Raw genomic sequence first — 23,554 nt, 5'->3', positions numbered from 1 at the left:
CGCCCGCGCCTCTCTCTCGACGTACAGGGCCGTCTACCGCAGGGTAGGCGGCCCTTCGTGCATGCTGGTTTCGCCGCAGCGACGAACGCCACACCGCTGACGGCGTAGGAACTGTCCTGTCTCACTAGCACGTCTGCACTGACATGTCGAAGGAACGCCCGTCCGTCCCCCCGTCCGCCGCTACTCCGATCCCCGTCGATCCGACCCAGCCCGCCCTCAACGTCGTCCACGACACGGGCTCGCTCGGCGTCGAGAAGCCGGTGGTCCACCTCGACGAGGAGCAGGTGAAGCAGGCCGAGGCCGAAGGCAAAGGCTACCGCTCATCGACGGACGAGACCTGAGGCCCTGCGACCGCAGGCCCTGCGATCGCAGTGCGTTCCTGAGGGCGAGCGGCCCGCATCGCGCCCGATGTTCACGCAGGCGCCCGCTCGCCTGCGCGTAGCTTGACTGGCTCGTCCTCTTCGCCGAAGTCCCTCGTCTCATGTCGCCCTGGATCGCTGCGGTCGGCAGCGTGCTGCTGGTCAGCCTCGTGTCGCTCGTGGGGCTGGTGACGCTGTCGTGGCGTGCGGTGCGGCTGGAGCGCATGGTGTTTCTGCTCGTCGCGCTGGCCGTCGGCGCGATGCTCGGCAGCGCCGTCCTGCACCTCATCCCCGAGGCCTACCACCAACTCGGCGACGGGCGGCTCGTCGGCGGTCTCGTGCTTGCAGGCATGATGGCCTTCTTTGTGCTGGAGAAGTTTCTCCACTGGCAGCACGACCACGGCATGACGAGCCACGCCGCCGCCTGCGTCGCCGACGAGGACCACGCCCACGAAGTGCCCGCACCCGTGAAGCCCTTCGCGCTGATGAACCTCGTCGGCGACGCCGCGCACAACCTCATCGACGGGATGGTGATCGCGGCGGCCTACCTCGTCTCGATCCCCGCCGGGATCGTCACGACCATTGCCGTGCTGCTGCATGAGCTGCCGCAGGAGATCGGCGACTTCGGGGTGCTGGTCTACGGCGGCATGTCGCGGCGGCGGGCGCTGGCGCTCAACTTTGCCTCGGGGCTCATCGGCGTGATCGGGGCCGTGATCGCGCTCGTGATCGGCGCGCGCGTGGAGGCGTTCGGGGCCTACCTGCTGCCCATCACGGCGGGGTCGTTCCTCTACATCGCCGGGAGCGACCTCATCCCGGAGTTGCACCACCACAGCCACCCCGCGATCAAGTCGGTGTGGCAGTTCGCGATGATCCTGCTCGGCATCGCACTGATGGTGCTGCCGCTGCTCGCCGAGGAGGCGCTCGGCCTGAGCCACGCGCACTGAGTGAGCTAGGTCTTCGCGCTGGGTTGCGAGCCGTGCGACCGGGCGACTGGAACGGGGGCGTTTGGATCAGACTCGGCTTGGCGACTATCCTGTAGGTGTTGCTGTCGTCCCTCCAGCCCTGTTGAGCCATGCTGCGCCGCCTCGTCCCGCTCGCGTTTCTGCTGCTGCCGGGCCCCGTGCTCGCGCAGGTCGTGGGCGAGACCAATGCCATTCTTGAGTATGCTGGCGTCCAGTACGCCGTGTTCGCCACGCCGAACTACGGCGCGCAGTTCGAAGATGAGATTCCTTTTGGCCCCTACTCCGTGATCCAGGCCATCGACGCCGAAGGAGATGGTCCCGATGGAGACGGAACAGCGATCGACGGCTGCTCGCCCTTCCTCAACCCGGACGACGTCGCGGGCAAGATCGTGCTCATCAGCCGGGGCAGTTGCCCCTTCGTCGAGAAGGCCGAGAACGCCGCCAACGCAGGCGCCGTCGCCTACATCGTCTACATGGACGAGCGCGAAGGCCAGGAGGGCGAGACGCTGGTGAACATGGGCGGCGATTGCGAGCCCGACGTGTGCTCAGTGCCGGGCGTGTTCCTGAGCCGCCGCGACTACAAGGCAGTCGTCTCAGAACCTGGCCTCGCTGAAATCGCCACAATTACGGTTGACTTTCCCGACGAGCCATCGTTTGGCTTCATCGACACCGAGGTGGTACAACTCGGGATCTACGATGACGGCTTTATCGGAGGTGCGGCCAGATTTGTTGGTGGTGAGTTCTCGTCGTATGGCTTCGTCTACGGCGGATTCTCCCCGCTTTTCGTAGCCACCACGCTCGTTGGCCTCGAAGGCAACGTCGTCGGGAGTCCCTACAGAGGCAAATCCGAATACGTGCGTGCTAGTCGTGCTGGCTCCGTCACTCCCATCGCAGACGACACCTTCGACGAGGCGCTCCAGACCGCCTTCCGCTCCCCCGACCTCGGCGTCCTCGTCACCCTCACCGCCCGCGCCCGCACCGGCGACCCCTTCATCTTCCTCCAACTCGCCGCCGCCAACGAGACCGCCGCCGACCTCACCGATGTCTACCTCGGCCTCTTCGCCGACTGGGACATTCTTGATCGAGACCTAGACCCCGACGACACCTCCACCAACGACTTCGCCGCCTTCGCCCCCGACCTCGGCCTCGCCTACGTCTTCGACGCCACCCGCGCCCAGTTCTACGGCGTCATGCCCATCCTCACGCCTGCCTACCCCAGCGCCCAGCTCTCCGGCTACACCACCGACTCCGGCGGCACCGACGAGGACATGTTCGCCGCACTGACCGGCTTCGTGCCGCCTGCCGAAGACGAGGGCGAGCGTGCCGTGGTCGTGGGGCAGGGGCCGTACACGCTGCTCGCCGACGGCACGCCGGTGGTGCAGGCCTTCGCGCTCGTGCCGGGGCTGAACGAGGCGGAGCTGTTCGCCAATGCCGAGGCCGCGCGGGCGCTCTTCGCCGTGGCGGCCGAGGAGGACACGCAGGCCGGCACGTACGCGCTCGCGTCGGTCTACCCCAACCCTGTGTCGACAACGGCGACGGTCGGCTTCACGCTGCCCACCGCTGAGCAGGCTCGCGTGGAGGTGTTCGACCTGCTCGGGCGGCGCGTGGCGACGCTCGCGGACGGCTTCCGTGCGGTAGGCGAGCACCGCGTCACGCTGGACGCGGCAGGGCTGCCGAGCGGCGTCTACGTAGTACGACTCAGCACGCCGAGCGCCACGCTCACCGAGCGCGTCACCGTTTTGCACTAACGACAACCTCACCGTTTCGCTATGAGACCTTTGCCACGCCTCAGCCTCTTCCTACTTGTTGCGGCGCTCTGGCCGAGTACCACCTTCGCGCAAGTCGTGGGCGAGACCAATGCCATTCTGGAGTATGCTAGCAGCGAGTACGCCGTGTTCGCCACGCAGAACTACGGCGTGCAGTTCGAAGACGAGGTGCCCTTCGGCCCCTACGAGCTTATTCAGGCCATCGACGCCGAAGGAGATGGTCCCGATGGAGACGGAACCGCGATCGACGGCTGCTCGCCCTTCCTCAACCCAGACGACGTCGCGGGCAACATCGCGCTCATTAGTCGCGGCACCTGCGCCTTTGTGACGAAAGCCGAGAACGCGGCCAATGCGGGGGCTGTCGCCTACATCGTCTACCAGGACACGCGCGACGGGCAGGAGGACGAGACCCTCGTGAACATGGGCGGCGACTGCGAGCCCGATGTGTGCTCGGTCCCGGGCGTGTTCCTCAGCCGCCGCGACTACAAGTCGATTATCCCCGGGCCTGAATTCGGTGAGACCGCCACGATCACGGCAGACTTTCCCGATGAGCAGAGCTATGGCGAAATCGACACCGGTGTAGTCCAGCTTGGCATCCACGACGATGGCAGGATTGGGAATGAAAGTTCAAATATCCCTGAAGGCACAGGCGCCCCATTCTTCTACAGCGGCTTTGCTCCGCTATTTACCAGCATGGCGCTCGTCGGCATAAACGGCGACGTAGCTGGCAGTCCCTACGACTTCACGTCTGAGTACGTGCGGGATGACACCGTTATCACCATTGACGACGACGCGTTCGACCAAGCCTTCCAGGCAGTCTTCCGCTCCCCCGACCTCGGCGTCCTCGTCACCCTCACTGCCCGCGCCCGCACCGGCGATCCCTTCATCTTCCTCCAACTCGCCGCCGCCAACGAGACCGCCGCCGACCTCACCGATGTCTACCTCGGCCTCTTCGCCGACTGGGACATCGTGGACGACAACGACGACACCTCGACCAACGACTTCGCCGCCTTCGACCCCGACCTCGGCCTCGGCCTCGCCTACGTCTTCGACGACGAACGCGCCCAGTTCTACGGTGTCATGCCCATCCTCACGCCTGCCTACCCCGGCGCCCAGCTCTCCGGCTACACCACCGACTCCGGCGGCACCGACGCGGACATGTTCGCCGCGCTGACCGGCTTCGTGCCGCCTGCCGAGGACGAGGGCGAGCGCGCGGTAGTGCTGGGGCAGGGGCCGTACACGCTGTCCGCCGACGGCACGCCGGTGGTGCAGGCCTTCGCGCTCGTGCCGGGGCTGACCGAGGCGGAGTTGTTCGCCAATGCCGAGGCCGCGCGGGCGCTCTTCGCCGTGGCTGCCGAAGACGAGACGCAGGCGGGCACGTACGCGCTGGCGTCGGTCTACCCCAATCCTGTGTCGACGACCGCGACGGTCGGCTTCACGCTGCCCACCGCTGAGCAGGTTCGCGTGGAGGTGTTCGACCTGCTTGGGCGGCGCGTGGCGACGCTCGCCGACGGCTTCCGTGTGGTAGGCGAGCACCGCGTCACGCTGGACGCGGCGGGTCTGCCGAGTGGCGTCTACGTGGTGCGCCTCGCCACGCCGAGCGCCACGCTCACCGAGCGCGTCACCGTCGTGCGCTAACGAACAGTCTTCGCCCCGGCCTGCTTGAGTGCGCCGAGGCTGCCCACGTTCACCGGCTGCGCGAACCCTAGCTTGGCGAGGCGGCGCTGCGCCTTGCTGCTGCGGTGCCCCGAGCGGCAGTAGAGATAGACCGGCGTGTCCCGGTCCAACCCGAGCGCCTCCACCTGCGCGTCGAAGTCGCCCGCGAGCACGTTGACGTTGCGCGCCTCTTCCAGGTGACCCTGGGCAAACTCGGCGGACGTTCGCACGTCGAGCACGGGCGCCTCGGGGGCACGCTGCGCAAGGAAGTCGGCGGCGGAGAGCGACGGCAGCACGGGGCCGCGCTTGAAGAGATCGAAGAGACCCATTTCTGGGGTATGCAGGTGGGGAGGGGTTCGACGCGTGAAGGTGCCAGCGTTTGCTGGTTTCACCCTACGCAAGGTGCTCGTCGAGCCAGCGGCGAAGCCCCGGCTCGGGCAGCGCGCCGGTGAACTCGGCCGCGACAGTGCCGTGGCGAAAGAGCTTCACGGCGGGGATGCCGCGTACCTCGTACTGCCGGGCGAGCGCCGGGTGCGCGTCCACGTTGATCTTGACGAGCCGCCACGCGCCGTCGCTCTCGCGGGCGAGCCGCTCAATAGTCGGCCCGAGCACACGGCACGGCCCGCACCACGGGGCCCAGAAATCGACCACGACGGGCTTCTCGTAGCTCTTGGCGAGGACTGCAGTCTGGAAGTCGGCCATGGCAGCAAGCGATTGATCCGTGGGCTCACGAAACGACACGAGCGCACCCACTGATCCACCGCCCGATGGCATCACCGCCGCACTCGCCATTACACCATCACCACCTCGACCTGGGGCGTCACGGCCGTCTTCGGGATGAGCGCAGGCCAGTAGGCGATCACCTCGCTCGGCTTGGGACGGCCTCCGGCGAAGCCCGTCACGCCGCTCGGGCCGGTGAGGATGAGCGGGGCGATCTCGCGGCCAAACTGCGCCACAGCCTCGCGGTCGGGGCTGCGGACGGATACGCGCAGCATTACCTCGTCCAAGTCGACGGGCGCGGCGTCGGACGTTTCCGTGAGGGCGTGCGCACCGATGAGTTCAGCGCGCACCTCGTCGAAGTGCAACCCGAGGGCGTCGAGGCGCTTTTTCAGGATGTGGGCCGCGTGGCGCGCCTTCGCGGCAGGGTCGGGCCAGGAGTAGACGAGCGTCGACGTCGCCTTCCAGCCATCGGCGTAGGCGGCGCTGACCTTGTAGAACGCCGTGTTCTCGGTGCCGCGGATGCCGTGGACGCGCACCCGGTTCGGGCCGATGTCATCGAGGTGGATCGAGGTAAAGTCGGCGACGCAGTCGGGGGTGATGTAGTCGGTCGGGTCGCCGATCTCGTAGAGCAACTGCTCCGCGACCGTCTGCCGCGAGACGAGCCCACCCGTGTTCTCGTGCTTCGTCACCACAAACGTCCCGTCCGGCGCGGCCTCCACGATAGGGAAGCCCACGTCGTACAGATTGGGGACCGTCTGCCAGTCGGTGAAGTTGCCGCCCGACGCCTGTGCGCCGCACTCGAGGATGTGCCCGGCGACGGTGCCTGCCGCCATCTTGTCCCAGTCGTCCATCGCCCAGCCGAAGCGGTCGATCATCGGTGCGAGCGTGAGGCCGGTGTCGGTCGTTCGCCCCGTCACCACCACGTCGGCGCCCTGGCGCAGCGCCTCCACGATGGGCGCGGCCCCGAGGTAGGCGTTCGCGCTCACGACGGCACCGCGCACGTCGGCGAGCGGCTGGCCCGTTTCCATGTGCTTGAGTTCGATGCCCTCGGCAAGGAGGCCGTCGAGCCGGTCGATGAGGTCATCGCCCATGACGACGGCCACCTTGAGTCCGGTATGACCCCGCTCGCGCGCCGCCGCCACGATGGCGTCGCGGCAGGCCGTCGGGTTCACGCCGCCCGCGTTGGAGATGATCTTGAAGCCCTTCGCCTGGATATCGGGCAGTAGTTCGGTGACGACCTCCACGAAATCGCGCGCGTAGCCCATCTCGGGGCGGCGCAGCTTCTGCTTCTGCATGATGGACATGGTGACCTCGGCGAGGTAGTCCATCACGAGCACGTCGATCGGCCCGCGCCGCGCCTGGTCGATGGGGGCACGCTGGAGGTCGCCCCAGAAGCCCTGCCCGGAAGCGATGCGGAGGGGAGCGGAGTCGGACATAGGAGAGGGTGTGCCTGTGCGGGGTTCAGAAGCAAAGGAGGTGTTTGCGTATTGCGCGTTGGAACACGACCACGCACACGCCACGTGACGGGGATCGGTCTTGATGCTGCCTGCTGCGCAAAAAGCCGATGACCGGAAGGGCTTCCGAAGCTACGCCGTCCGCCGCGTCGCTCGCCGTCCGGACGCGTCAATCGTCCAAGAACACGCGTGCCTCGTCGCCCTCGACCTCCACGACCACGCGCTCGGTGTGCTTGGTCGGGATGACCGCGCCTACGAAGTCGGGCTGGATCGGGTACTCCCGGTGGCCACGGTCCACGAGCACGACGAGTTGGATCGAGCGCGGGCGCCCGTGTGCGAGGACCGCCTCGATGGCCGCGCGGGCGGTACGGCCGGTGAAGAGCACGTCGTCCACGAGCACCACGTCGCAGTCGGTCACGTCCGGCCCGCCTAGCTCGGTGGGGGCGTCGCCGGTGTGGTCGTCGCGGAACGCCTGCACGTCGAGGTGCGACACGGGCGGGGCCGTGCCTGTCTCCTCACCGACGATGGCACCGAGCCGACGGGCGAGCGCCGTCCCACGCGTTCGGATGCCGAACACGAGCACATCGCCACCGCGGTTGCGCTCGATGACCTCGTAGGCGAGGCGCGTGAGCGTGCGGCGGACGCGCGACGACGAGAGCAGGACGGTGCGAGCGGAGGCAGTCATGGCGAGAGGAAGCATCAAGCTGGGTTGGCTCCCCCCGCTTGACGCGCCCCCTGACAAGACATCAGGGCGGTGGTCAAGCTGCCCCCCTCATGCCTGAGGGGGACAGCTTTAGGTGACGCAGGAGCGTAGCGACTGTCGCCTAAAACGGGGGGAGGCGAGACGACGTCAAGATCGCACCCCATCCGCCACGGCGCCCGCTACCTCGCGCAGCGTCTCCGCGTGGAGACGGTGGCCGCCGTCGAAGCAGACGACCTCGTAGGCTACTCCGATGCCGTCGAGCACGACCTGCGCCTGGGCGAGGTGCTCCGGCGTCAGAAACGGGTCCTCGGCCCCGACGACGATCTGCACGTCTGCCGCGTCGAGCCAGGTGGCGCGCGCTTCGGGCCAATCGAGGTCGTGCGGCGGGACGTTGCCCCAGGTAATGAAGCGCTGCGCACGATGGGAGCGCTCGGCCAGGAGCGGGCTGCGGTCGAGCCAGCGGCCGATGGTCGCCGCACCTTGCGAGAAGCCAAAGCCGACGAGCCGCGCCGCTTTGGGATCAACGTCGTGACGCGCGCAGACCTCGGCGAAGACCGCGTCGAGGTAGGCCACCTGGTCGGCGATCTCGGCGTCGCGGTCGTCGCGCGTCATCCACGAGGCCGCAATGCGCTGGTAGGTGCCGTGGTTGCCCTGCCCGTCGGCACCGTCGAGGTAGAACCGCGACAGCCCCTCCGGCGCAACGATGAGGCGCCCCGGCGCAACGATGAGGCGCCCCGGCGCAACGATGGCCTGGAAGTGGCGGAGGAAGTGCGACGCGAGCTGGCCATAGCCGTGGCAGACGACCCAAACCTCGCGGACCGGTCCCTCGTCGGGTGGCGGCAGCGTGTAGTAGCGGGCTGTGCGGGGAATGGTGAGCGTGTGCTTCGTCACAGGTCTAAGGTCGCAGGTCTGGAGGTCCGAACATCGCGCCGGGGCTGAACGTAGGAGACGCGCACCTCTTCAGATGGCTCCCTCTTTCGCAGCCATCTCGCCCTTCTGTTCTCACCCCCTCCGCTTCGTCCGATGGCGAAGAAGCGCTCCGGCTCCCCTCGCTACACCAAGTCCACGCTCCCCTCGAAGACGTGCGCCGTCTGCGGCCGCCCGTTCGACTGGCGCAAGAAGTGGGCGGACGTGTGGGACGAGGTGAAGTACTGCTCCGAGCGCTGCCGCCGCAACCGGAATAAGGGCACGTGGCCCGACGCGACCCGGTGACGCCGCGCGCCGCTTCCCCACGCCCTTCCACTTCTGCCTATCCCGCCCCCAACACGCTGTGACGACCCACCTCATCTGGCTCCGCAACGACCTCCGCCTCCACGACCACGAAGCGCTCGTCGCTGCATTGGAGGGCGCTGACCGGCTGCTCGCCGTCTACTGCTTCGACCCGCGCCACTTCGGCGAGACGCGCTGGGGCTTTGCTAAGACCGGCGCGCTGCGGGCGCGGTTTCTACTGGAGAGCCTCGCGGACCTCCGCGCCTCGATGCGGAGCCGCGGCGGCGAGTTGATCGTCCGGCACGGCAAGCCCGAGGACGTGCTCCCTACGCTCGTCGCCGAGCACGACGTCTCGGCGGTCTTCGCGCACGACGAGCCGATGTCGGAGGAGATGGCCGTCTCCAACGCCGTGGACCGCGCCGTGCCCGAGCGCATCCCCATGACCTACTTCTGGGGCCATACGCTCTACCACCTCGACGACCTCCCGATGGACGCGGCGACGGACCTCCCGCAGGTCTTCAGCGCGTTTCGCCGCAAGGTCGAGAAGCGGTCGAGCGTCCGCGCTCCGTACGACGCCCCCGACACGCTCCCGCCGCCACCAGAAGGCCTCGATGCGGGGACCTTCCCCTCGGTGGCGGACCTCGGCCTGACGCCCTACGAGCAAGACGAGCGCACCGCCATCCTGATGCGCGGCGGCGAAACCGAGGGACTCGCGCGCCTCGACCAGTATTTCTGGAAGCAGGACCTCCTCAAGGTCTACAAGGAGACGCGCAACGGACTGCTCGGCGCGGACTACTCGTCGAAGTTCTCGCCCTGGCTCGCGCACGGCTGCCTCTCGCCGCGCCGCATCCACGCCGAGGTCGGCGCCTACGAGGCGAAGCGGGTCTCGAACAAGAGCACCTACTGGCTCATCTTCGAACTCATTTGGCGGGACTACTTCCGGTTCTACGGCTTCTTCCACGGCGACGCGCTCTTCCATGCCAGCGGCCCAGACGGTGCCGCCATCGACTGGGAGCGCGACCGCGATGCCTTCGACCGCTGGGCCGACGGTGAGACGGGCTTCCCGTTCATCGACGCCAACATGCGCGAGCTCAACCTCACCGGCTTCATGTCGAACCGCGGCCGGCAGAACGTGGCGAGCTTCCTCACGAAGAACCTCAACCTCGACTGGCGCTGGGGCGCCTCCTACTTCGAGAGCCGCCTCGTCGACTACGACGTCACGAGCAACTGGGGCAACTGGGCCTACAACGCCGGCGTCGGAGCCGACCCGCGCGACCGCTACTTCAACATCCTCAGCCAAGGCGACCGCTACGATGGCCGCGGCGACTACGTGCGTCACTGGCTCCCCGAACTCGCCAACCTCCGCGGTTTCGACGCGCACAAGCCGTGGACCCTCCCGAAGGGCATTCTCCGTAAGGCGGGCATCGAGCTCGACGACAACTACCCCGCGCCGATGATCGACCTGGAGGCGTCCTACGACCAGATCCGCCAGGACCAACGCAAAAATGGCGCGAAGACACGCTGAAGCGCACAGCACCCTCGGTCTCGGCTCGCCTTCAGCTCAGGTGCTCGACCAGGTCTCGCCGTCCCGCTGCGCGTCGTAGTTCGTCACCACGTCCTCCGGGTGCATGAACGCCAGGGGGGCACAGACGAGGCCGAACGGGCCCGCATGACCGGCATAAGGCCCGAGTACGCGAACGGGGCCGTCCTCGGGTGTGGCGTGATTGGTCACCTCCTTGCCATTGAGTGCTTCGAGACGCCACCCCTCCCGGTAGGGATAGACGCGCCGGAGGACGAGTCGTCCGTCGAGCAACACAACACCGACCCCGCCACGCTCGACGTCGCCCTCGCCGAGGAGCACGTGGGTGCTTCCGCTGAGCGTCTCGGTCTCCACGGGCTGCTCGCCAATTTCGTAGGCGCGCGCCGCGTCGAGACCCGGCACAAGATCCGCGAGAGCGAGCCGCTTCGCCTTGGCGGTCGCGACTATCTCTCCTTCTTCGATGTGGCCTTCGAGCGGAATGCCACGCCCTTCCTTGAGGTGATCGGCGAGCTGGTAGCCCGCGTCGTCGCGGCGCAGGAACCCTTTCTTGGCGAGCGCCTGCAGGTTTTGCGTCACCGAGTTCGGCGAGCGGTAACCAAAATGTCCTACGATTTCGCGGTAGGTCGGCCACACCCGGTGCACGCCGACATGGTCCACGAGGTACTCCAAGAAGGCATGCTGCTTCTGCGTCAACTGCCGCCTGCTCATCGCGCTGTACCCGGATTCCCTCGCCGCTATCTGATCGAACAAAGACTAGGGGTTTTCCCTAACACCCCCGAGATATAATGCTCTAGGGACCCAAGAATTAACCAGTCTCCGTTGCCAAAGTCAACCCCGACGAGCGACTTGAACGATTTAGGCGGACCCGGCTCCCATAGGCCGCGGCGCCGCGCCTCCGGGTGGAAGCGTGGCGCCGCTGAGGTCGAGAGCGCTCGGGGCACGCGCATTCGTGGCGAGCGCGGTGCAACGCTGGCTCTGTTGGCTTATTCCGCCGAGGCCGTCATGGAGGCCGATGGGTTGGCTGCTTCGGCGTGCAGCATCAGGCGCACTTCGTCGCGGATGAGGTCGTCGGGACGCCCCTCGTAGATGATGCCCCAGCGCGTGCGGTCGATGATGAAGTCCGCGTCGGCCACGATGCGCTCGTCGGAGACGGTCACCGTTGCGGGGAAGGTGATCTCGTTGGTCTGGCCGCGCATGGTGAGCGTGCCGGTGATCGTGTGGGTTGCCTCGGGCGCGTCCTCCGGCGCCTCGGCGAGCGCGGTGAAGGTCGTAGCCATGAACGCGGCCTCCGGGTAAGCCTCGACCGCGAAGAAGTCCTCGCTGCTGAGGTGCTCGGTGAGGTCCTCGTTGTCGCTGAAGATCGAGCGGGTGTCGATGTTCACCTCGACGCCGGAGAGCGTGCCGTCGGCCACGTAGAGGTTGCCGGTGACCTCGTTGAAGCCGCCGTCGTGGCTGCCGGTGACCTTGGCGCCGCGCCAGGCGACGGTGGTCGCTTCGAGATCGAGCGCCCAGGCGTCGCCGACGAAGGCGGAGGCCTCGGTGGCGTCGGAGTCCGGGACGGCGGTGGTTTCAGCTTCGGGGGCATCGCCGACGTTGCCGCACGCGCTGATCAGCAGGACAAGGGCCGCCGCGAAGAGGGGACGAATCAGAAAGGTCATGGGTCTGTAGCTAATGGTCCGGATGGGACACCGGGGTCGCCGTTGGGCCAACGCATCGGTGAGTAGCCTGTCCTACCAGTCGTTGCAACAGGCAAGTTCCTGCGATTGGGCTGGCTGGCCATTCTTCATGCACGCGCACTACGAAAGCTGTCGCGCCACCTTGGGCACGCGCGTCGGGTAGCCATCGCCGACGTGGGTGCGGAGGTAGGCGTCCACGAGCCGCTCCGTCTCGTCCCGCGTGGCGTCGTCTAGGGCGAGCCGAGCCGAGGTGCCGAGGTCGGTGCGGGCGAAGATGGCGAAGGCACGCAGCGCGGCGCGGCTGGCCCGGAGGCCTGCCTTGGACGCCGCCTCGGGCGGCGCGATGCTCCCGTCGTCGAGGCGGAGCACACCGCCGTGCTCGGGCAGCGCCTCCAAATCCTCGCGGCGCACGTCGGGCGCGAAGCCAAGCAAGGTTGCGAGGCGAAGCTGGACGTGGCACAGGCCGTTGGCCGGACGCGGCGGCTCCGTGTCGAGCCAGTGCAGTCCGCGCAGGAGCAGGTTGAACACCGCCGGGTTGGGCTCGCCCTCCTCGAAGAGCGCGCGGACGAGTTCGAGCATCCGCATCCCGCGCGTGAGCCGGTCGAGGTCGAGCGGCAGCGTGGAGAAGCGCTGCACGTGGGCGGTTTCCTTGAGCGTCTGGAGGCCGCGCCCCTCGCGGAAGTAGTAGACCGCCTGCACATAGGCCAGCGGCTGCAGCGTCGAGCCAAAGCGGCTCTTGGGCCGCCGCGACCCTTTGGCGATCACGCTCAGCAGGCCGTGTTCGCGCGTGAAGAGCGCCACGATCTGGCTCGTCTCCCCATAGTCGAGAGTGCGGAGGACAACGGCGTCGGTGCGGACGATCACGAGGCAGGGCGATGGGTGAGCGAGGAGAATAACGTAGTGCTCTGCAACGCTCGCCCCGTCGAAAAGACCCCCAATGGGGCGCTAGGGTGCAGAAATACAGACGCAAGGTTATGCCTCTGGAAAACCCGCTGTCTAGGAGCGTGTCGTTGCCCGATTCACCAGATCCGTACTCCGATGCCTCGACTCCTGCCCCACTTTTCGCGTCCCGCCTGGACCACCCGCCGCTTTTGGGCGAACACAGCCTCGACGAACAAGACCGGGGCCAACAGCGCCTGGACGGACCGGGGTGTCTGGACGACCCGCCTCTACGACCTCCAGCAGCGCCTCGCGATCACAACCACCGAGGCGACGGCGCTCCTCACGCTCGCCGGGCTGCTCGTGCTCGGCCTTGGCGTCCGTGCATGGCAGGCTCAGCAAATCCCTTTCGACGACGCCTTCTACGCCGAGACCGACGCGACCTTCGCGGCTCTCTCGAGTGCCGCAGGGCATGCGCCGGTCGCAGCCCCGCCGAGCGCCGCCTCCATCGTGGCAAGGCTCCGAGCGTCCGCCGACACGGTGCGCGACGCTGGCGAAACGCCGGTTGCTGAGCCGGTTGCTGAGGCTGCGTCGCCTCGTTCCCGGAGTACCCGCGCTGCCGCCGGTCCGGTGCGGATGAACGTCAACACCGCGAGCGTGCGCCTCCTGGACCGGCTCCCTGGCATCGGCCCGGCGCTGGCCGAGCGCATCATCACCTACCGCGTCGAGCACGGCGACTTCCAGCGCACCGAGGACCTCGTGCACGTGCGCGGCATCGGCCCGAAGACGTTCGAGCGGCTAGCAGCCTACGTGTTCGTCGAAGCCGATACGGCAGAGGCCGGAACGGTAGAGGCCGAAGCGCAGGACGAGGACCCGATTGCAGCGAACGCGGACGGCACCTAGCGCCGCACGACTAGCGAGGCGAACGCGGTACGGGGGGTTCCTCTGGATACGGCGCGGTCGTATCCGGCGCGCCCGGCGACGGGGCGGTCCCTCCGGCCCCGTCGCCCCCGGCGCGGCTCTGGCGGGTACGGCGGGCGATGGCGTCGACGGTCCAGTCGGCCTCGCGGCGCTGCTCGTTCTTGATGAGCTTGTAGAACGGGTAGAGCAGGATGTACGCCAGCAGGAAGAAGCCCACGAGCGTCACCAGCATGATGACATAGATCGAATCCATGAGCGGGCGGGCGGCGTTTGGGAGAAATGCGTCGCTAGAGACGCCTGACCACTCCCGAGGTTCTTCGCTGCTGCCTGTGCCCACCCTCGCCGTCCGTGTCGTGGACGTCTACCCCTATCGCCTCACGAGCGACGGTCCCGCGTTTCTGCTGCTGCGCCGCGCTCCAGGCACGCGCTATGCCGGACAGTGGCGCATGATCGGCGGCAAGATCGAGGCGGGCGAGGCCGCGCACGCAACGGCCCGCCGCGAGCTGCGCGAGGAGACCGCCCTCGTGCCGCGTCGCCTCTGGACGGTGCCGTCGGTGAGCACGTTCTACGAGGCGCACGCCGACCGCGTCACCATCGCCCCTGCCTTCGCGGCGGAGGTAGACCGCGCTCCGGTTCTCGATAACGATCCGAGCGGGACGGAGCACGATGCCTTCGCCTGGCTCGCTCCCGAAGACGCCGCCGCGCGCCTCGTCTGGCCCGAGCAGCAGCGCCTTCTCCTGCTGAGCGCCAACCTGTTGCGGCGTGGTGCGGTGCTGGACGACTGGAACGTCCCGGCGTGACCGTTCAGGTCTGCACCCGGCGCGGTGCCCGGCTGCTGCATTGTAGGGATCCCGGATCAAGTCCGGGATGACAGAATTGAGAGATCGAGGCACAGAGCTATGAGCCGTGTCGCTCCCACTTCCCCCTTCGCACTTCCAACTCCGTCCGATGCTCGTCCTCGTCCTCAACTGCGGCTCGTCGTCGCTCAAGTTCGACCTCGTCAACGTCGCGGAGCGGCAGACCATCGTGGGCGGCGTGGTGGAGCGGATCGGGGCCGTGAGCTCGATTGCCTCGTGGGCACTCGACGACGACGCGGCGCCGGGCGGTGTCCGGAAGCAGCGTAAGAGCCTCGACGCGCCGGACCACACCACGGCGATTCAGTTCGTGCTCGGCGAGGTGCTGACGCTCCCCGAAGCGCAGGCGACCGGGGCAATCGAAGCGGTCGGCCACCGCGTCGTCCACGGCGGCGAGGACTTCGCCGACTCCGTGCTCATCGACGACGAGGTCATCGAGGCCATCCGGGACGCCTTCGACCTCGCGCCGCTGCACAACCCGGCCAACCTCAAGGGCATCCGTGCCGCGCAAGCCGCTTTCCCCGACGTGCCACACGTGGCCGTCTTCGACACGGCGTTCCACCAGACGCTCCCGCCTGAGGCCTACCTCTACGCGATCCCGAACCGGCTCTACCGCCGCCACAAGATCCGCCGCTACGGCTTCCACGGGACGAGCCACTACTACGTCAGCCGCCGCCTCTACAAAGTCGCAGGCCTCGACAAGCAGAAGAGTCGCGTCATCACCTGCCACCTCGGCAACGGCGCGTCGCTCTGCGCGATCCGCAACGGCAAGAGCGTCGACACGTCGATGGGCATGACGCCGCTCGCGGGGCTCGTGATGGGTACGCGCTCCGGCACCATCGACCCGTCGATTATCTTCGACCTCGTGGCGAAGGAGGACAAGACGCTCGCCGAGGTCCACACGATGCTCAACAAGTACAGCGGCCTGCTCGGGCTCTCCGGCTACGCCGCCGACATGCGTGACCTCATCCGCGAGGCCGCCGACGGCGACGTGCGCTGCCAGCAGGCTATCAACGTGTTCTGCCAGCGCGTGAAGGGCTACATCGGGATGTACATGGCCGTCCTTAACGGCGCGGACGCGGTCGTCTTCACGGCGGGCATCGGCGAGAACGCCCCCTCGATCCGCGCGCAGATCTGTAAGAACCTCGACCACCTCGGCGTCTGCATCGACGCCTCGCGCAACGACGGCCTCCGCGGCGAGGAGCGCCGCATCTCGACCGACGACAGCGCCGTGCAAGTCTGGGTCATCCCTACCGACGAGGAGTTCGTGATCGCGACCGACGCGCGCAAGATCGCGGAGACGCTGAAACAGACGCCGTTCGTGTAGGCCGCCTGATGCTCCACAGATTTCGAGACCGACTGGCAGCTAGCGTGACCCGGCGCTCCCCCCGCTTGACGCACCTGAACGGTGGTCAAGCTGTCCCCCTCACGGGTGAGGGGGACAGTTCGAGCGGAACGAGAACGGGGGGAGCCGGACCATGCCGAAAGCATACTTCAGGCTCTAGCATTGCAGTACCTGACCTTACTAGTGGGCGACGCTGGTACGCCGTCGTTGTTTTCGTCGCGCTGCTTCCCGCCGGATGCGCCACACCGGACGAGGCGCCCATCGTCTCCCCGCAGGACGACCTCGCGCTGATGGCCGAGGAAGCCCCGGTGGGCGACGCGTTCGCGCGGGCGCTGCTCGACACCACCATCGCGGTGCACGGCGGCGACGTACTTGACCGAGCGCGAATGCGCTTCGTCTTTCGCGGCACCCCTTTCACGCTTACCCGCGACGGCGGACGCTTCGTGTACGAACGCACCCGTACCGACGAGGCAGGACGGTCCGTCCGCGACGTGCTCGACAACGACGGGCTTCGCCGTGAGGTTGGCGGTATCACGGTCTCGATGGACGACCGTGAGGCCCGGCGTGCCGCGACCGCCGTGAACTCCGTCGCGTACTTCGCGCTGCTCCCCGCTCCCCTCAACGCCCCCGCCGTGACACCGCGCTACCTCGGCCAAGGCGTGATCGCGGGCGAGACATACGAGCGCGTCGAGGTAGCGTTCGCGCAGGACGGCGGCGGGCGCGACTGGCAGGACCGCTATGTCTACTGGCTTCACGCCGAAACGCGGACGATGGATTACCTCGCCTACACCTACGAGCTATCACCCGACGCAGACGGCCCCAACGACACCGGCCACCGTTTCCGCGAGGCATTCAGTGCGCGCACCATCGGCGGCGTGCGCGTGCAGGACTACCGCAACTTCACCGCCGATGGCATCGAAGCCCTAGAGGACTACGCCGTGCTCGTGGGCGCGGATGGCCTCCGACTGGTCTCCGAGGTCATCCTCGACAGCGTGACGGTGGTCCCGCTCGACTAGCGAGCCAGCGTCGGCAGCGTGTCGATCAGGCCCGTTTCGAGCGCGCGGACGACGTACTTCCCGAGCACGTCGAACTCCAGGTTGATCCGGCGGCCGGGCTGCCAGGCGTGCATCGTCGTGTGCTCCCACGTGTAGGGGATGATGGCGACCGTGAGGTGATCATCGGCTAGGCGCGCGACCGTCAGCGAGATGCCGTCGAGCGCGACCGAGCCGACGGGGATGAGGTAGGGCGCAAATTGCGTATCGAACTCGATCGTTACCATCCACGAGTCTGCGAGCGTCTCGATGGACCGGACCGTGCCCGTGGCATCGACGTGGCCGAGCACGAAGTGGCCGTCGAGGCGGGCGTCCGCGCGCATCGCGCGTTCGAGGTTGACCGGGTCGCCCTCTGCTAGGTTGCCCAAGCTCGTCTTCGCGAGCGTCTCCTCCACCGCGACGACTTCGAACGTCGCATCGGTGACCGCCACCGCGGTGAGGCACGCGCCGTTGACCGCGATGCTCTGGTCGATCTTGAGTTCGGAGGCGAAGGGCGCCTCGAAGGTGAACCGCCGCCCACCTTCGAGCGGCTGAACGCGGGCCACGCGGCCGACGGCTTCGATGATGCCAGTGAACATCGGGGATGGGGAGTTGAAGGGGGGTGTCGGGAGAGAGGAAGTACCAGACAGGGCGAACAGGGTTCAGTCGTGAGGGTGGGGCGCGACGCGCCGTAGTTTTCAACATCGCGCGACCCGGCGCGTATGACCTCCACGCTTCGAGGGTGAGACGCCGCCCCCCTTCCCCCATATCCCCTCTCTCCGATGGAGACGCTGACCAACGGGCACGCCGACGAGGCCCTCGCCCACGCTGACGACCACGCTCGGAATCCGGGCATCCCGCTCGACCTCGGGTGGGTCGAGGAGACGCGCGTGAACCCGCCCGCGACGCGACGCCGGGCCGCCACGCTCGGTACGCGCCGCAGCGTCAAGAAGGAGTGGCAGGCCGCGTGGCTCCTGCGCGCCATCGCGTGCATGGACCTTACCACGCTCGAAGGCGACGACTCGCCCGCGCGGGTCCGCCGCCTCTGCGCGAAGGCCCGCCAGCCCGTCCGCCCCGATATCCTGGACGCCCTTGGCGTTGCTGACCTCGGCCTCACGACGGGAGCCGTGTGCGTCTACCACGCACACGTCGCGACTGCCAAGCGCGCACTTGAAGGCTCGGGGATCCCTGTGGCGGCCGTTTCGACGGCGTTCCCGCACGGCCAGAGTCCGCTCGCGCTGCGCCTCGCCGAGATCAAAGCGTCCGTCGAGGCGGGCGCCGACGAGATCGACGTGGTGATCACGCGCGGCCTCGTCCACACCGCCGACTGGGCACGGCTCTACGACGAAATCGCCGCCATGAAAGACGCCTGCGGCGATGCCTCGCTCAAGACCATCCTCGGCACGGGCGACCTCGGGCCGCTCTGGAACGTCGCGCGCGCCAGCAAGGTCGCGCTCATGGCCGGGAGCGACTTCATCAAGACGTCCACCGGCAAGGAGAAGGTCAATGCCACGCTACCCGTTGGCCTCGTGATGACGCGCATGATCCGCGAGTACGAGGCGCTCTCGGGCCACCGCGCCGGCTACAAGCCCGCGGGCGGCATCCGCAAGGCGAAGGAGTCGCTCGTCTGGCTGAGCCTGATGAAGGAAGAACTCGGCGACCTCTGGCTCACGCCCGGCTACTTCCGCTTCGGCGCCTCCAGCCTCCTCGCCGACGTCGAGCGCCAACTCTCCCACCACGTCACCGGCCGCTACGCCGCCCGCCACCATCAGCCGATGGGGTAGGAAAGGAGCGGACGAAAGGAAGAGTGAATGAGGGCAGCGATGAGCAATACAGAGCAGTATACCCGTCGTCTCCTAGAGCAGACCGACCTTAGGTTTCGCATCTTCGACAAGCCAACACCTACCGAGGCAGAGCTTGCCAATCTGGAGCAACGACACGGCCTCTCGTTTCCTCCAGACTATCGTGCGTTCGTCCTCAGCGATGGTCACAACTACGGCGAGTTTGGTATGGATATCCTCGCTCCCAGCCAGGCTCTCGCTGAGCAAGCGCGCCTTGGCGACCACCTGCTTCCCTTTGCGGAGAACAGCTGCGGAGACTGGTACTGCTGGCTCGTCGACGACCTCCCGAACGCTCCTGTAGTCTGGTGGGACCACGAGACGGAAACGACATCGGACTATGCTGACTCCTTCATGACCTGTCTCGAACAATGGATGTCATCCTGAGCGGAGCGAGCGACTGCGAGCGTAGCCGAAGGATCTCCGCTCCAGCTTCCAGGTCACGTTCGGAGCGCCACGCTGCGACTCAAATCCTTCAATTCCGTAGCCTATGGCTGCTCCACTCAGGATGACAAGGGCAGAGCGCCGCATCTCCCCACACCCAACTCCCTCCTCCCCTTCTCCTGCACCGCCATGCCCTCCATCGCCGACCTCACCGCCACGATGCCCTACGGCCCCGCGCCTGAGTCGCCCGCCGCTGCCGAGGCGTGGCTGGACGCCCACGACCGCCGCTTCGACCTGTTTATCGGCGGTCGCTGGCAAGCCGCGCAGTCCGGCGCGACGTTCGCCGTGACGAACCCGGCGACGGGCGCACACATCGCGGACGTGGCCGAGGCCGGGCGTGCCGACGTAGACGCGGCCGTAGAGGCAGCGCGGAAGGCGTTCAAGTCGTGGAGCCAGACCAATGGGCACACGCGGGCACGGCACCTCTACGCACTCGCGCGGGCCATCCAGAAGCACGCACGCCTTTTCGCGGTCCTGGAGTCGCTCGACAACGGCAAGCCGATCCGCGAGAGCCGCGACCTCGACATCCCGCTCGTGGCGCGGCACTTCTACCACCACGCCGGGTGGGCGCAGGTCATGGCCGACGAACTGACCGGCTACGCGCCCGTCGGCGTCGTGGGGCAGGTGATTCCCTGGAACTTCCCGCTCTTGATGCTCGCCTGGAAGGCGGCGCCGGCCCTCGCGATGGGCAACACGGTCGTGCTCAAGCCCGCACCCCAGACGCCGCTCACGGCACTCCTCTTCGCCGAGGTCTGCCACGAGGCAGGCCTACCCGCGGGCGTCGTCAACCTCCTCCCCGGTGACGACGAGGCGGGCCGCGCGGTCGTCGCCCACCCGGGCCTCGACAAGATTGCGTTCACGGGCTCCACGCCCGTCGGCCGCGCGATTCGCCAGGCAACAGCGGGCTCCGGCAAGAAGCTGTCGCTCGAACTCGGCGGCAAGTCGCCCTACGTGGTCTTTGACGACGCGGACCTCGACGGGGCTGTGGAAGGCCTGGTCGATGCGATCTGGTTCAACGGCGGCCAGGTCTGCTGCGCCGGGAGCCGCCTGCTCGTGCAGGAGAGCGTCGCCGAGGACTTCCTGGCGCGCGTGCGTCGACGCATGGGCCAGTTGCGCATGGGCAACCCGCTCGACAAGGCCGTCGACCTCGGGACGGTCGTGAGCGAGGAGCAGCAGCAGACCATCGAGCGCTGGATCCAGGTCGCCCGCGACGAGGGCGCCGCGATCTTCCAGCCAGACGCCCCCATGCCCGACCAGGGCTGCTACGTCCCGCCGACGCTCATCACCAACGTCGCCCCGGCCTCGCAGGTGGTGCAGGAGGAGATCTTCGGACCGGTGCTCGTCGCGATGACATTCCGCACGCCGCACGAGGCCGTCGCGCTCGCGAACAACACCCGCTTCGGCCTCGCGGCAACCGTCTGGAGCGAGAACCTCACGCAGGCCCTCGAAGTGGCGCACCGCATCAAGGCGGGCTCGGTGTGGGTCAACGGCACCAACTTCTTCGACGCGGCGAGCGGCTTCGGCGGGGTCCGCGAGAGTGGCTATGGCCGCGAGGGCGGCAAAGAGGGGCTCTACGAGTACGTCCGCCCCGCCTGGCAGTCGCGTCCGACGCCTGCGCCCGAGCCGACGGGCGACGGCGCCGACCCGCTTGCCACCTGGGGGAGCCACACGCCAACCGCGCCCGCTCCGCTCCCGGAGAAGCCAGGCAAGGCCTCGGCGCACTCTGGACATCAGGGCATCGACCGGACGGCAAAGCTCTACGTCGGCGGCAAGCAGAAGCGGCCCGACAGCAACTACAGCTATCCTATTCTCGACCCGAAAGGCCGCGTGGTCGGGCTGGCGGGCGACGGCAACCGCAAGGACATCCGCGACGCCGTCGAGGCCGCGCACGCCGCACGCGGCTGGGCCGACCGCTCCCCGCACAACCGCGCGCAAATCCTCTACTACATCGCCGAGAACTTAGCGGCCCGAAGCGAGGAGTTCGTCACGCGGCTCCAGTCGATGGCAGGCCTCAGTAAAAAAGCGGCGACCCGCGAAGTCGAGGCCAGCGTGCAGCGGCTGTTCACGTACGCGGCCTACGCCGACAAATTCGGCGGGCACCTGCAGGAGGCCAACTTCCAGGGCTTCGTCGCCGCCCACCACGACTACCTCGGCGTGATCGGCATCGCGTGCCCCGACGAGGCGCCGCTGCTCGGCTTCGTCTCGCTCGTCGCGCCTGCGATCTGCCGCGGCAACTGCGTCGTGGCGATCCCGTCCGAGACCCACCCGCTCGCCGCGACCGACCTCTACCAGGTCCTCGACACGAGCGACCTCCCGGGCGGTGTGGTCAACATCGTCACCGGGAACCGCGACCACCTCACTAAGACGCTCGCCGCGCACGAGGACGTGGACGCGCTGTGGTACCTCGCCTCGGGCGAGGCAGGCGCGCTCGGCAGTCGCGCCGTGGAGCACCTCTCGGCGTCCAACATGAAGCGGACCTGGGTGAGCTACGGCCAGCCCCGCGACTGGCTCGACCCGAAGCAGGGCGAAGGCCACGCGTTCCTCCGCCAGAGCGTGCAGGTGAAGAACATCTGGCTCCCGACCGGCTTGTGAAGTGAGAAGTGAGAAGTTCGACGTAGGAAGTTGGTGGGCGGTGCTGAAGCAAGAATTAACCCCACTAGGACACGCCCTCGTCTCCTGGTTATCGGGTAGTGTTGTGGTCGGCTTGCTGGAAGGTTCGTTCGCTGAAGCAGTCTTCTACTCTCTTCCCATTGTCTCTTGGTTTTCAGCCTACTCGTTCGCGAAGACACTCCCCCAAGTGTTCAAGACAGAGCATAGCCATCGGACCCAAGCACGGCTGGTTGTCTTAGCGCTATGGGCGATCATCCTATCAATGAGTTGCCTCGTGCTGATGCTGACAACACCTGCTCACGACCCTTTCTTCTGGTTCTTCGTAGGCCTCCCCGTTCTGGTGATACTTTTCATGGGCTTGTGCATTGCCGTCCACGAACGCTTTGCGAAGGTGTAGCACCAAGCCTTTGCCGACGAAGCCGATACAGGGGGCGGTCTTCGTCGGCATTCTGCCGACAAGTGACGAGCGTCTCCCGGCGCGGAGCTTTGACGAGCGTGTTGGACATCATCCCTTACAACGCAGGCCCGCGTAACATCCCGCACGTTCGCCTCGTCCCACCGTGCCCTCCTACGCTGTCTCGCTTTAACGCTGCGTGCCACAGACCATGGCCAAGGTGTCCTCGACTACACCGGACCGGATGACTCCGTCAACGACCCACTCGAAGACGCGGTGGGGCGTGTACGCGGCCTTGGCTGTCGCGCTCGTCGTGTCCCTCTGGCTCGGCTGGGGAGAGTCGGAGCTCTTGATGACGCAGGCCGAGATCCGCGGGGGCATCCGTGCGTGGGTTCAACTGCTGATCCGGACGGCCATTCAGTATGCGATTCCGGCGGTGATCCTCGGGTTCTTTGCTAAGGAGGTGTATGCCTGGCGTGCATCGCAGCCGTCAGAGGGCAACTGACCGCGCGCTTGACTGAGTCGGGCGTTCCGCAATCAAACGTAGAGGTGACGACTCTCTCGCTGCCATCGGGGCGGTAGAAGACCGAGTGGAGAGCGGAGACACGCGCGTTTGGTCACATTGCTCTAACAGTCCGGTCCTAGCTTGGCGGCCATACCCTCCCACCAAGGACACAGGACCGATGACCCAGGACAACCCCACCGTCCTCTTCGTCTGCACCCACAACTCGGCGCGGTCGCAGATGGCCGAGGGGCTGCTGCGGGCGCGCTACGGCGACCGCTTCGACGCCGCGTCGGCGGGGACGGCACCGGGCGGCGTCAACCCGTTTGCGGTGCAGGCGATGGCCGACCTCGGCATCGACCTCAGCGGGCACACCTCGGACCACGTCGATGCGTTCGACGGGCAGGACTTCGAGTACGTCGTCACGGTGTGCGACAACGCGCGGGAGGCGTGCCCCTACATCCCGGCGACGGTCGAGAACCTGCACCACAGCTTCCCCGACCCTTCCGCTGCGACAGGCTCGGACGCGGACAAGCTGGCCGCCTTCCGCACCGTCCGCGACCAGATCGCCGTGTGGATGGACGAGACGTTCGGGGGCGAGTCGTAGGTCGAGGGTCTCCCCGATTCCAGGAAATGACGGAGCAGAGTGCCTGGCTCCGCTCCCCCCGTTTCGCTCCCCAAAAAGGGTCGC

At 67.4% G+C, this 23,554-nt stretch carries 25 protein-coding genes; 15 read left to right on the top strand and 10 right to left on the bottom strand.

The features are described from left to right. Positions 1–143: 143 nt before the first annotated feature. The 4 genes from AAFU51_04380 to AAFU51_04365 all read left to right on the top strand — a co-directional run bounded on the left by AAFU51_04380 (position 144) and on the right by AAFU51_04365 (position 4,725). Positions 144–341: a hypothetical protein gene (locus tag AAFU51_04380; protein ID MEO1570484.1), complete on the top strand. Its 198-nt coding sequence runs from the start codon at positions 144–146 to the stop codon at positions 339–341. 140 nt (positions 342–481) lie between these two features. After that, entirely contained in the window at positions 482–1,303 is an 822-nt protein-coding gene (locus tag AAFU51_04375; protein MEO1570483.1) for a ZIP family metal transporter, read from the top strand. 128 nt (positions 1,304–1,431) lie between these two features. Beyond that, positions 1,432–3,069: a PA domain-containing protein gene (locus AAFU51_04370; GenBank protein MEO1570482.1), complete on the top strand. Its 1,638-nt coding sequence runs from the start codon at positions 1,432–1,434 to the stop codon at positions 3,067–3,069. A 21-nt stretch (positions 3,070–3,090) separates the two neighbouring features. Next, positions 3,091–4,725: a PA domain-containing protein gene (locus AAFU51_04365; GenBank protein ID MEO1570481.1), complete on the top strand. Its 1,635-nt coding sequence runs from the start codon at positions 3,091–3,093 to the stop codon at positions 4,723–4,725. On the opposite strand, the gene AAFU51_04360 is transcribed toward AAFU51_04365, so the two are convergent. The 5 genes from AAFU51_04360 to AAFU51_04340 all read right to left on the bottom strand — a co-directional run bounded on the left by AAFU51_04360 (position 4,722) and on the right by AAFU51_04340 (position 8,511). Further along, on the bottom strand, positions 4,722–5,072 hold the full coding sequence (locus AAFU51_04360) for a rhodanese-like domain-containing protein (GenBank protein MEO1570480.1): 351 nt from the start codon (positions 5,070–5,072) through the stop codon (positions 4,722–4,724). The two genes, AAFU51_04365 and AAFU51_04360, sit on opposite strands and share 4 nt — an antisense overlap. A gap of 64 nt (positions 5,073–5,136) precedes the next feature. Next, positions 5,137–5,445 (bottom strand): thioredoxin, encoded by a 309-nt coding sequence (trxA, locus tag AAFU51_04355; protein ID MEO1570479.1) that lies wholly within the window; start codon positions 5,443–5,445, stop codon positions 5,137–5,139. An 89-nt stretch (positions 5,446–5,534) separates the two neighbouring features. After that, a complete protein-coding gene (locus AAFU51_04350) occupies positions 5,535–6,899 on the bottom strand; it encodes an acyclic terpene utilization AtuA family protein (protein MEO1570478.1) in 1,365 nt (454 codons plus the stop codon). Between the two features lie 187 nt (positions 6,900–7,086). Next, entirely contained in the window at positions 7,087–7,602 is a 516-nt protein-coding gene (gene pyrR, locus AAFU51_04345; GenBank protein ID MEO1570477.1) for a bifunctional pyr operon transcriptional regulator/uracil phosphoribosyltransferase PyrR, read from the bottom strand. A 165-nt stretch (positions 7,603–7,767) separates the two neighbouring features. Continuing rightward, on the bottom strand, positions 7,768–8,511 hold the full coding sequence (locus AAFU51_04340) for a phospholipase (protein MEO1570476.1): 744 nt from the start codon (positions 8,509–8,511) through the stop codon (positions 7,768–7,770). Between the two features lie 191 nt (positions 8,512–8,702). On the opposite strand from AAFU51_04340, the gene AAFU51_04335 reads away from it, so the two are divergent. Together AAFU51_04335 and AAFU51_04330 are read left to right on the top strand one after the other, a co-directional pair. Further along, the gene (locus AAFU51_04335; protein MEO1570475.1) at positions 8,703–8,804 is read left to right on the top strand and encodes a hypothetical protein; all 102 of its coding nucleotides are present in this window, start codon (positions 8,703–8,705) and stop codon (positions 8,802–8,804) included. Positions 8,805–8,890: 86 nt separating this feature from the next. After that, the gene (locus AAFU51_04330) at positions 8,891–10,354 is read left to right on the top strand and encodes a DASH family cryptochrome (protein MEO1570474.1); all 1,464 of its coding nucleotides are present in this window, start codon (positions 8,891–8,893) and stop codon (positions 10,352–10,354) included. A 36-nt stretch (positions 10,355–10,390) separates the two neighbouring features. Here the strand turns inward: AAFU51_04330 and AAFU51_04325 are convergent, their stop codons facing one another. The 3 genes from AAFU51_04325 to recO all read right to left on the bottom strand — a co-directional run bounded on the left by AAFU51_04325 (position 10,391) and on the right by recO (position 12,909). Beyond that, positions 10,391–11,062 (bottom strand): repressor LexA, encoded by a 672-nt coding sequence (locus AAFU51_04325; GenBank protein MEO1570473.1) that lies wholly within the window; start codon positions 11,060–11,062, stop codon positions 10,391–10,393. A 290-nt stretch (positions 11,063–11,352) separates the two neighbouring features. Continuing rightward, positions 11,353–12,027 carry a YceI family protein gene (locus AAFU51_04320; protein ID MEO1570472.1) on the bottom strand — a complete coding sequence of 225 codons (675 nt, stop codon included), beginning with the start codon at positions 12,025–12,027 and terminating at the stop codon, positions 11,353–11,355. 138 nt (positions 12,028–12,165) lie between these two features. Continuing rightward, positions 12,166–12,909, bottom strand: coding sequence for a DNA repair protein RecO (gene recO, locus AAFU51_04315; GenBank protein ID MEO1570471.1), 744 nt, complete (start codon positions 12,907–12,909; stop codon positions 12,166–12,168). Positions 12,910–13,083: 174 nt separating this feature from the next. Between recO and AAFU51_04310 the strand changes: the two genes are divergently transcribed. After that, positions 13,084–13,827: a helix-hairpin-helix domain-containing protein gene (locus AAFU51_04310; GenBank protein MEO1570470.1), complete on the top strand. Its 744-nt coding sequence runs from the start codon at positions 13,084–13,086 to the stop codon at positions 13,825–13,827. Positions 13,828–13,837: 10 nt separating this feature from the next. Here AAFU51_04310 and AAFU51_04305 read toward each other — a convergent pair whose 3' ends face one another. Further along, the gene (locus AAFU51_04305) at positions 13,838–14,098 is read right to left on the bottom strand and encodes a hypothetical protein (GenBank protein MEO1570469.1); all 261 of its coding nucleotides are present in this window, start codon (positions 14,096–14,098) and stop codon (positions 13,838–13,840) included. Positions 14,099–14,174: 76 nt separating this feature from the next. Between AAFU51_04305 and AAFU51_04300 the strand changes: the two genes are divergently transcribed. From AAFU51_04300 to AAFU51_04290, 3 genes are all read left to right on the top strand, one after another. Continuing rightward, entirely contained in the window at positions 14,175–14,645 is a 471-nt protein-coding gene (locus tag AAFU51_04300; protein MEO1570468.1) for an NUDIX pyrophosphatase, read from the top strand. Positions 14,646–14,793: 148 nt separating this feature from the next. Next, on the top strand, positions 14,794–16,026 hold the full coding sequence (locus tag AAFU51_04295; protein ID MEO1570467.1) for an acetate kinase: 1,233 nt from the start codon (positions 14,794–14,796) through the stop codon (positions 16,024–16,026). A gap of 308 nt (positions 16,027–16,334) precedes the next feature. After that, positions 16,335–17,060, top strand: a complete 726-nt coding sequence (locus AAFU51_04290) for a DUF6503 family protein (protein ID MEO1570466.1) — start codon at positions 16,335–16,337, stop codon at positions 17,058–17,060. Here AAFU51_04290 and AAFU51_04285 read toward each other — a convergent pair. After that, entirely contained in the window at positions 17,057–17,674 is a 618-nt protein-coding gene (locus AAFU51_04285) for a riboflavin synthase (protein ID MEO1570465.1), read from the bottom strand. The genes AAFU51_04290 and AAFU51_04285 overlap by 4 nt on opposite strands. 183 nt (positions 17,675–17,857) lie before the next feature. Here AAFU51_04285 and deoC point away from each other — a divergent pair, with 183 nt between their 5' ends. The 5 genes from deoC to AAFU51_04260 all read left to right on the top strand — a co-directional run bounded on the left by deoC (position 17,858) and on the right by AAFU51_04260 (position 23,470). After that, complete coding sequence (gene deoC, locus AAFU51_04280) at positions 17,858–18,859, top strand: deoxyribose-phosphate aldolase (protein MEO1570464.1); 1,002 nt, start codon at positions 17,858–17,860, stop codon at positions 18,857–18,859. Between the two features lie 39 nt (positions 18,860–18,898). Next, positions 18,899–19,300 carry an SMI1/KNR4 family protein gene (locus tag AAFU51_04275; protein ID MEO1570463.1) on the top strand — a complete coding sequence of 134 codons (402 nt, stop codon included), beginning with the start codon at positions 18,899–18,901 and terminating at the stop codon, positions 19,298–19,300. A 186-nt stretch (positions 19,301–19,486) separates the two neighbouring features. Then, positions 19,487–21,949, top strand: a complete 2,463-nt coding sequence (locus tag AAFU51_04270; protein ID MEO1570462.1) for an aldehyde dehydrogenase family protein — start codon at positions 19,487–19,489, stop codon at positions 21,947–21,949. 623 nt (positions 21,950–22,572) lie between these two features. Next, positions 22,573–22,866, top strand: coding sequence for a hypothetical protein (locus AAFU51_04265; protein ID MEO1570461.1), 294 nt, complete (start codon positions 22,573–22,575; stop codon positions 22,864–22,866). A gap of 178 nt (positions 22,867–23,044) precedes the next feature. Next, positions 23,045–23,470, top strand: a complete 426-nt coding sequence (locus AAFU51_04260) for an arsenate reductase ArsC (protein ID MEO1570460.1) — start codon at positions 23,045–23,047, stop codon at positions 23,468–23,470. The last annotated feature ends 84 nt before the right edge of the window (positions 23,471–23,554 follow it).

The sequence above is a fragment of the Bacteroidota bacterium genome (assembly GCA_039821555.1).
Classification (GTDB): domain Bacteria; phylum Bacteroidota; class Rhodothermia; order Rhodothermales; family Rubricoccaceae; genus JBCBEX01.
This window is presented reverse-complemented; position numbering and strand designations above follow the sequence as displayed.

Excerpts from the sequence above, each read along its gene's own strand:
- AAFU51_04380 (MEO1570484.1), top strand. The coding sequence starts at position 144 with ATGTCGAAGGAACGCCCGTCCGTCCCCCCGTCCGCCGCTACTCCGATC.
- AAFU51_04375 (MEO1570483.1), top strand. The coding sequence starts at position 482 with ATGTCGCCCTGGATCGCTGCGGTCGGCAGCGTGCTGCTGGTCAGCCTC.
- AAFU51_04370 (MEO1570482.1), top strand. The coding sequence starts at position 1,432 with ATGCTGCGCCGCCTCGTCCCGCTCGCGTTTCTGCTGCTGCCGGGCCCC.
- AAFU51_04365 (MEO1570481.1), top strand. The coding sequence starts at position 3,091 with ATGAGACCTTTGCCACGCCTCAGCCTCTTCCTACTTGTTGCGGCGCTC.
- AAFU51_04360 (MEO1570480.1), bottom strand. The coding sequence starts at position 5,072 with ATGGGTCTCTTCGATCTCTTCAAGCGCGGCCCCGTGCTGCCGTCGCTC.
- trxA (MEO1570479.1), bottom strand. The coding sequence starts at position 5,445 with ATGGCCGACTTCCAGACTGCAGTCCTCGCCAAGAGCTACGAGAAGCCC.
- AAFU51_04350 (MEO1570478.1), bottom strand. The coding sequence starts at position 6,899 with ATGTCCGACTCCGCTCCCCTCCGCATCGCTTCCGGGCAGGGCTTCTGG.
- pyrR (MEO1570477.1), bottom strand. The coding sequence starts at position 7,602 with ATGACTGCCTCCGCTCGCACCGTCCTGCTCTCGTCGTCGCGCGTCCGC.
- AAFU51_04320 (MEO1570472.1), bottom strand. The coding sequence starts at position 12,027 with ATGACCTTTCTGATTCGTCCCCTCTTCGCGGCGGCCCTTGTCCTGCTG.
- AAFU51_04310 (MEO1570470.1), top strand. The coding sequence starts at position 13,084 with ATGCCTCGACTCCTGCCCCACTTTTCGCGTCCCGCCTGGACCACCCGC.
- AAFU51_04305 (MEO1570469.1), bottom strand. The coding sequence starts at position 14,098 with ATGGATTCGATCTATGTCATCATGCTGGTGACGCTCGTGGGCTTCTTC.
- AAFU51_04295 (MEO1570467.1), top strand. The coding sequence starts at position 14,794 with ATGCTCGTCCTCGTCCTCAACTGCGGCTCGTCGTCGCTCAAGTTCGAC.
- AAFU51_04290 (MEO1570466.1), top strand. The coding sequence starts at position 16,335 with ATGGCCGAGGAAGCCCCGGTGGGCGACGCGTTCGCGCGGGCGCTGCTC.
- AAFU51_04285 (MEO1570465.1), bottom strand. The coding sequence starts at position 17,674 with ATGTTCACTGGCATCATCGAAGCCGTCGGCCGCGTGGCCCGCGTTCAG.
- deoC (MEO1570464.1), top strand. The coding sequence starts at position 17,858 with ATGGAGACGCTGACCAACGGGCACGCCGACGAGGCCCTCGCCCACGCT.
- AAFU51_04275 (MEO1570463.1), top strand. The coding sequence starts at position 18,899 with ATGAGCAATACAGAGCAGTATACCCGTCGTCTCCTAGAGCAGACCGAC.
- AAFU51_04270 (MEO1570462.1), top strand. The coding sequence starts at position 19,487 with ATGCCCTCCATCGCCGACCTCACCGCCACGATGCCCTACGGCCCCGCG.
- AAFU51_04265 (MEO1570461.1), top strand. The coding sequence starts at position 22,573 with ATGGCCAAGGTGTCCTCGACTACACCGGACCGGATGACTCCGTCAACG.
- AAFU51_04260 (MEO1570460.1), top strand. The coding sequence starts at position 23,045 with ATGACCCAGGACAACCCCACCGTCCTCTTCGTCTGCACCCACAACTCG.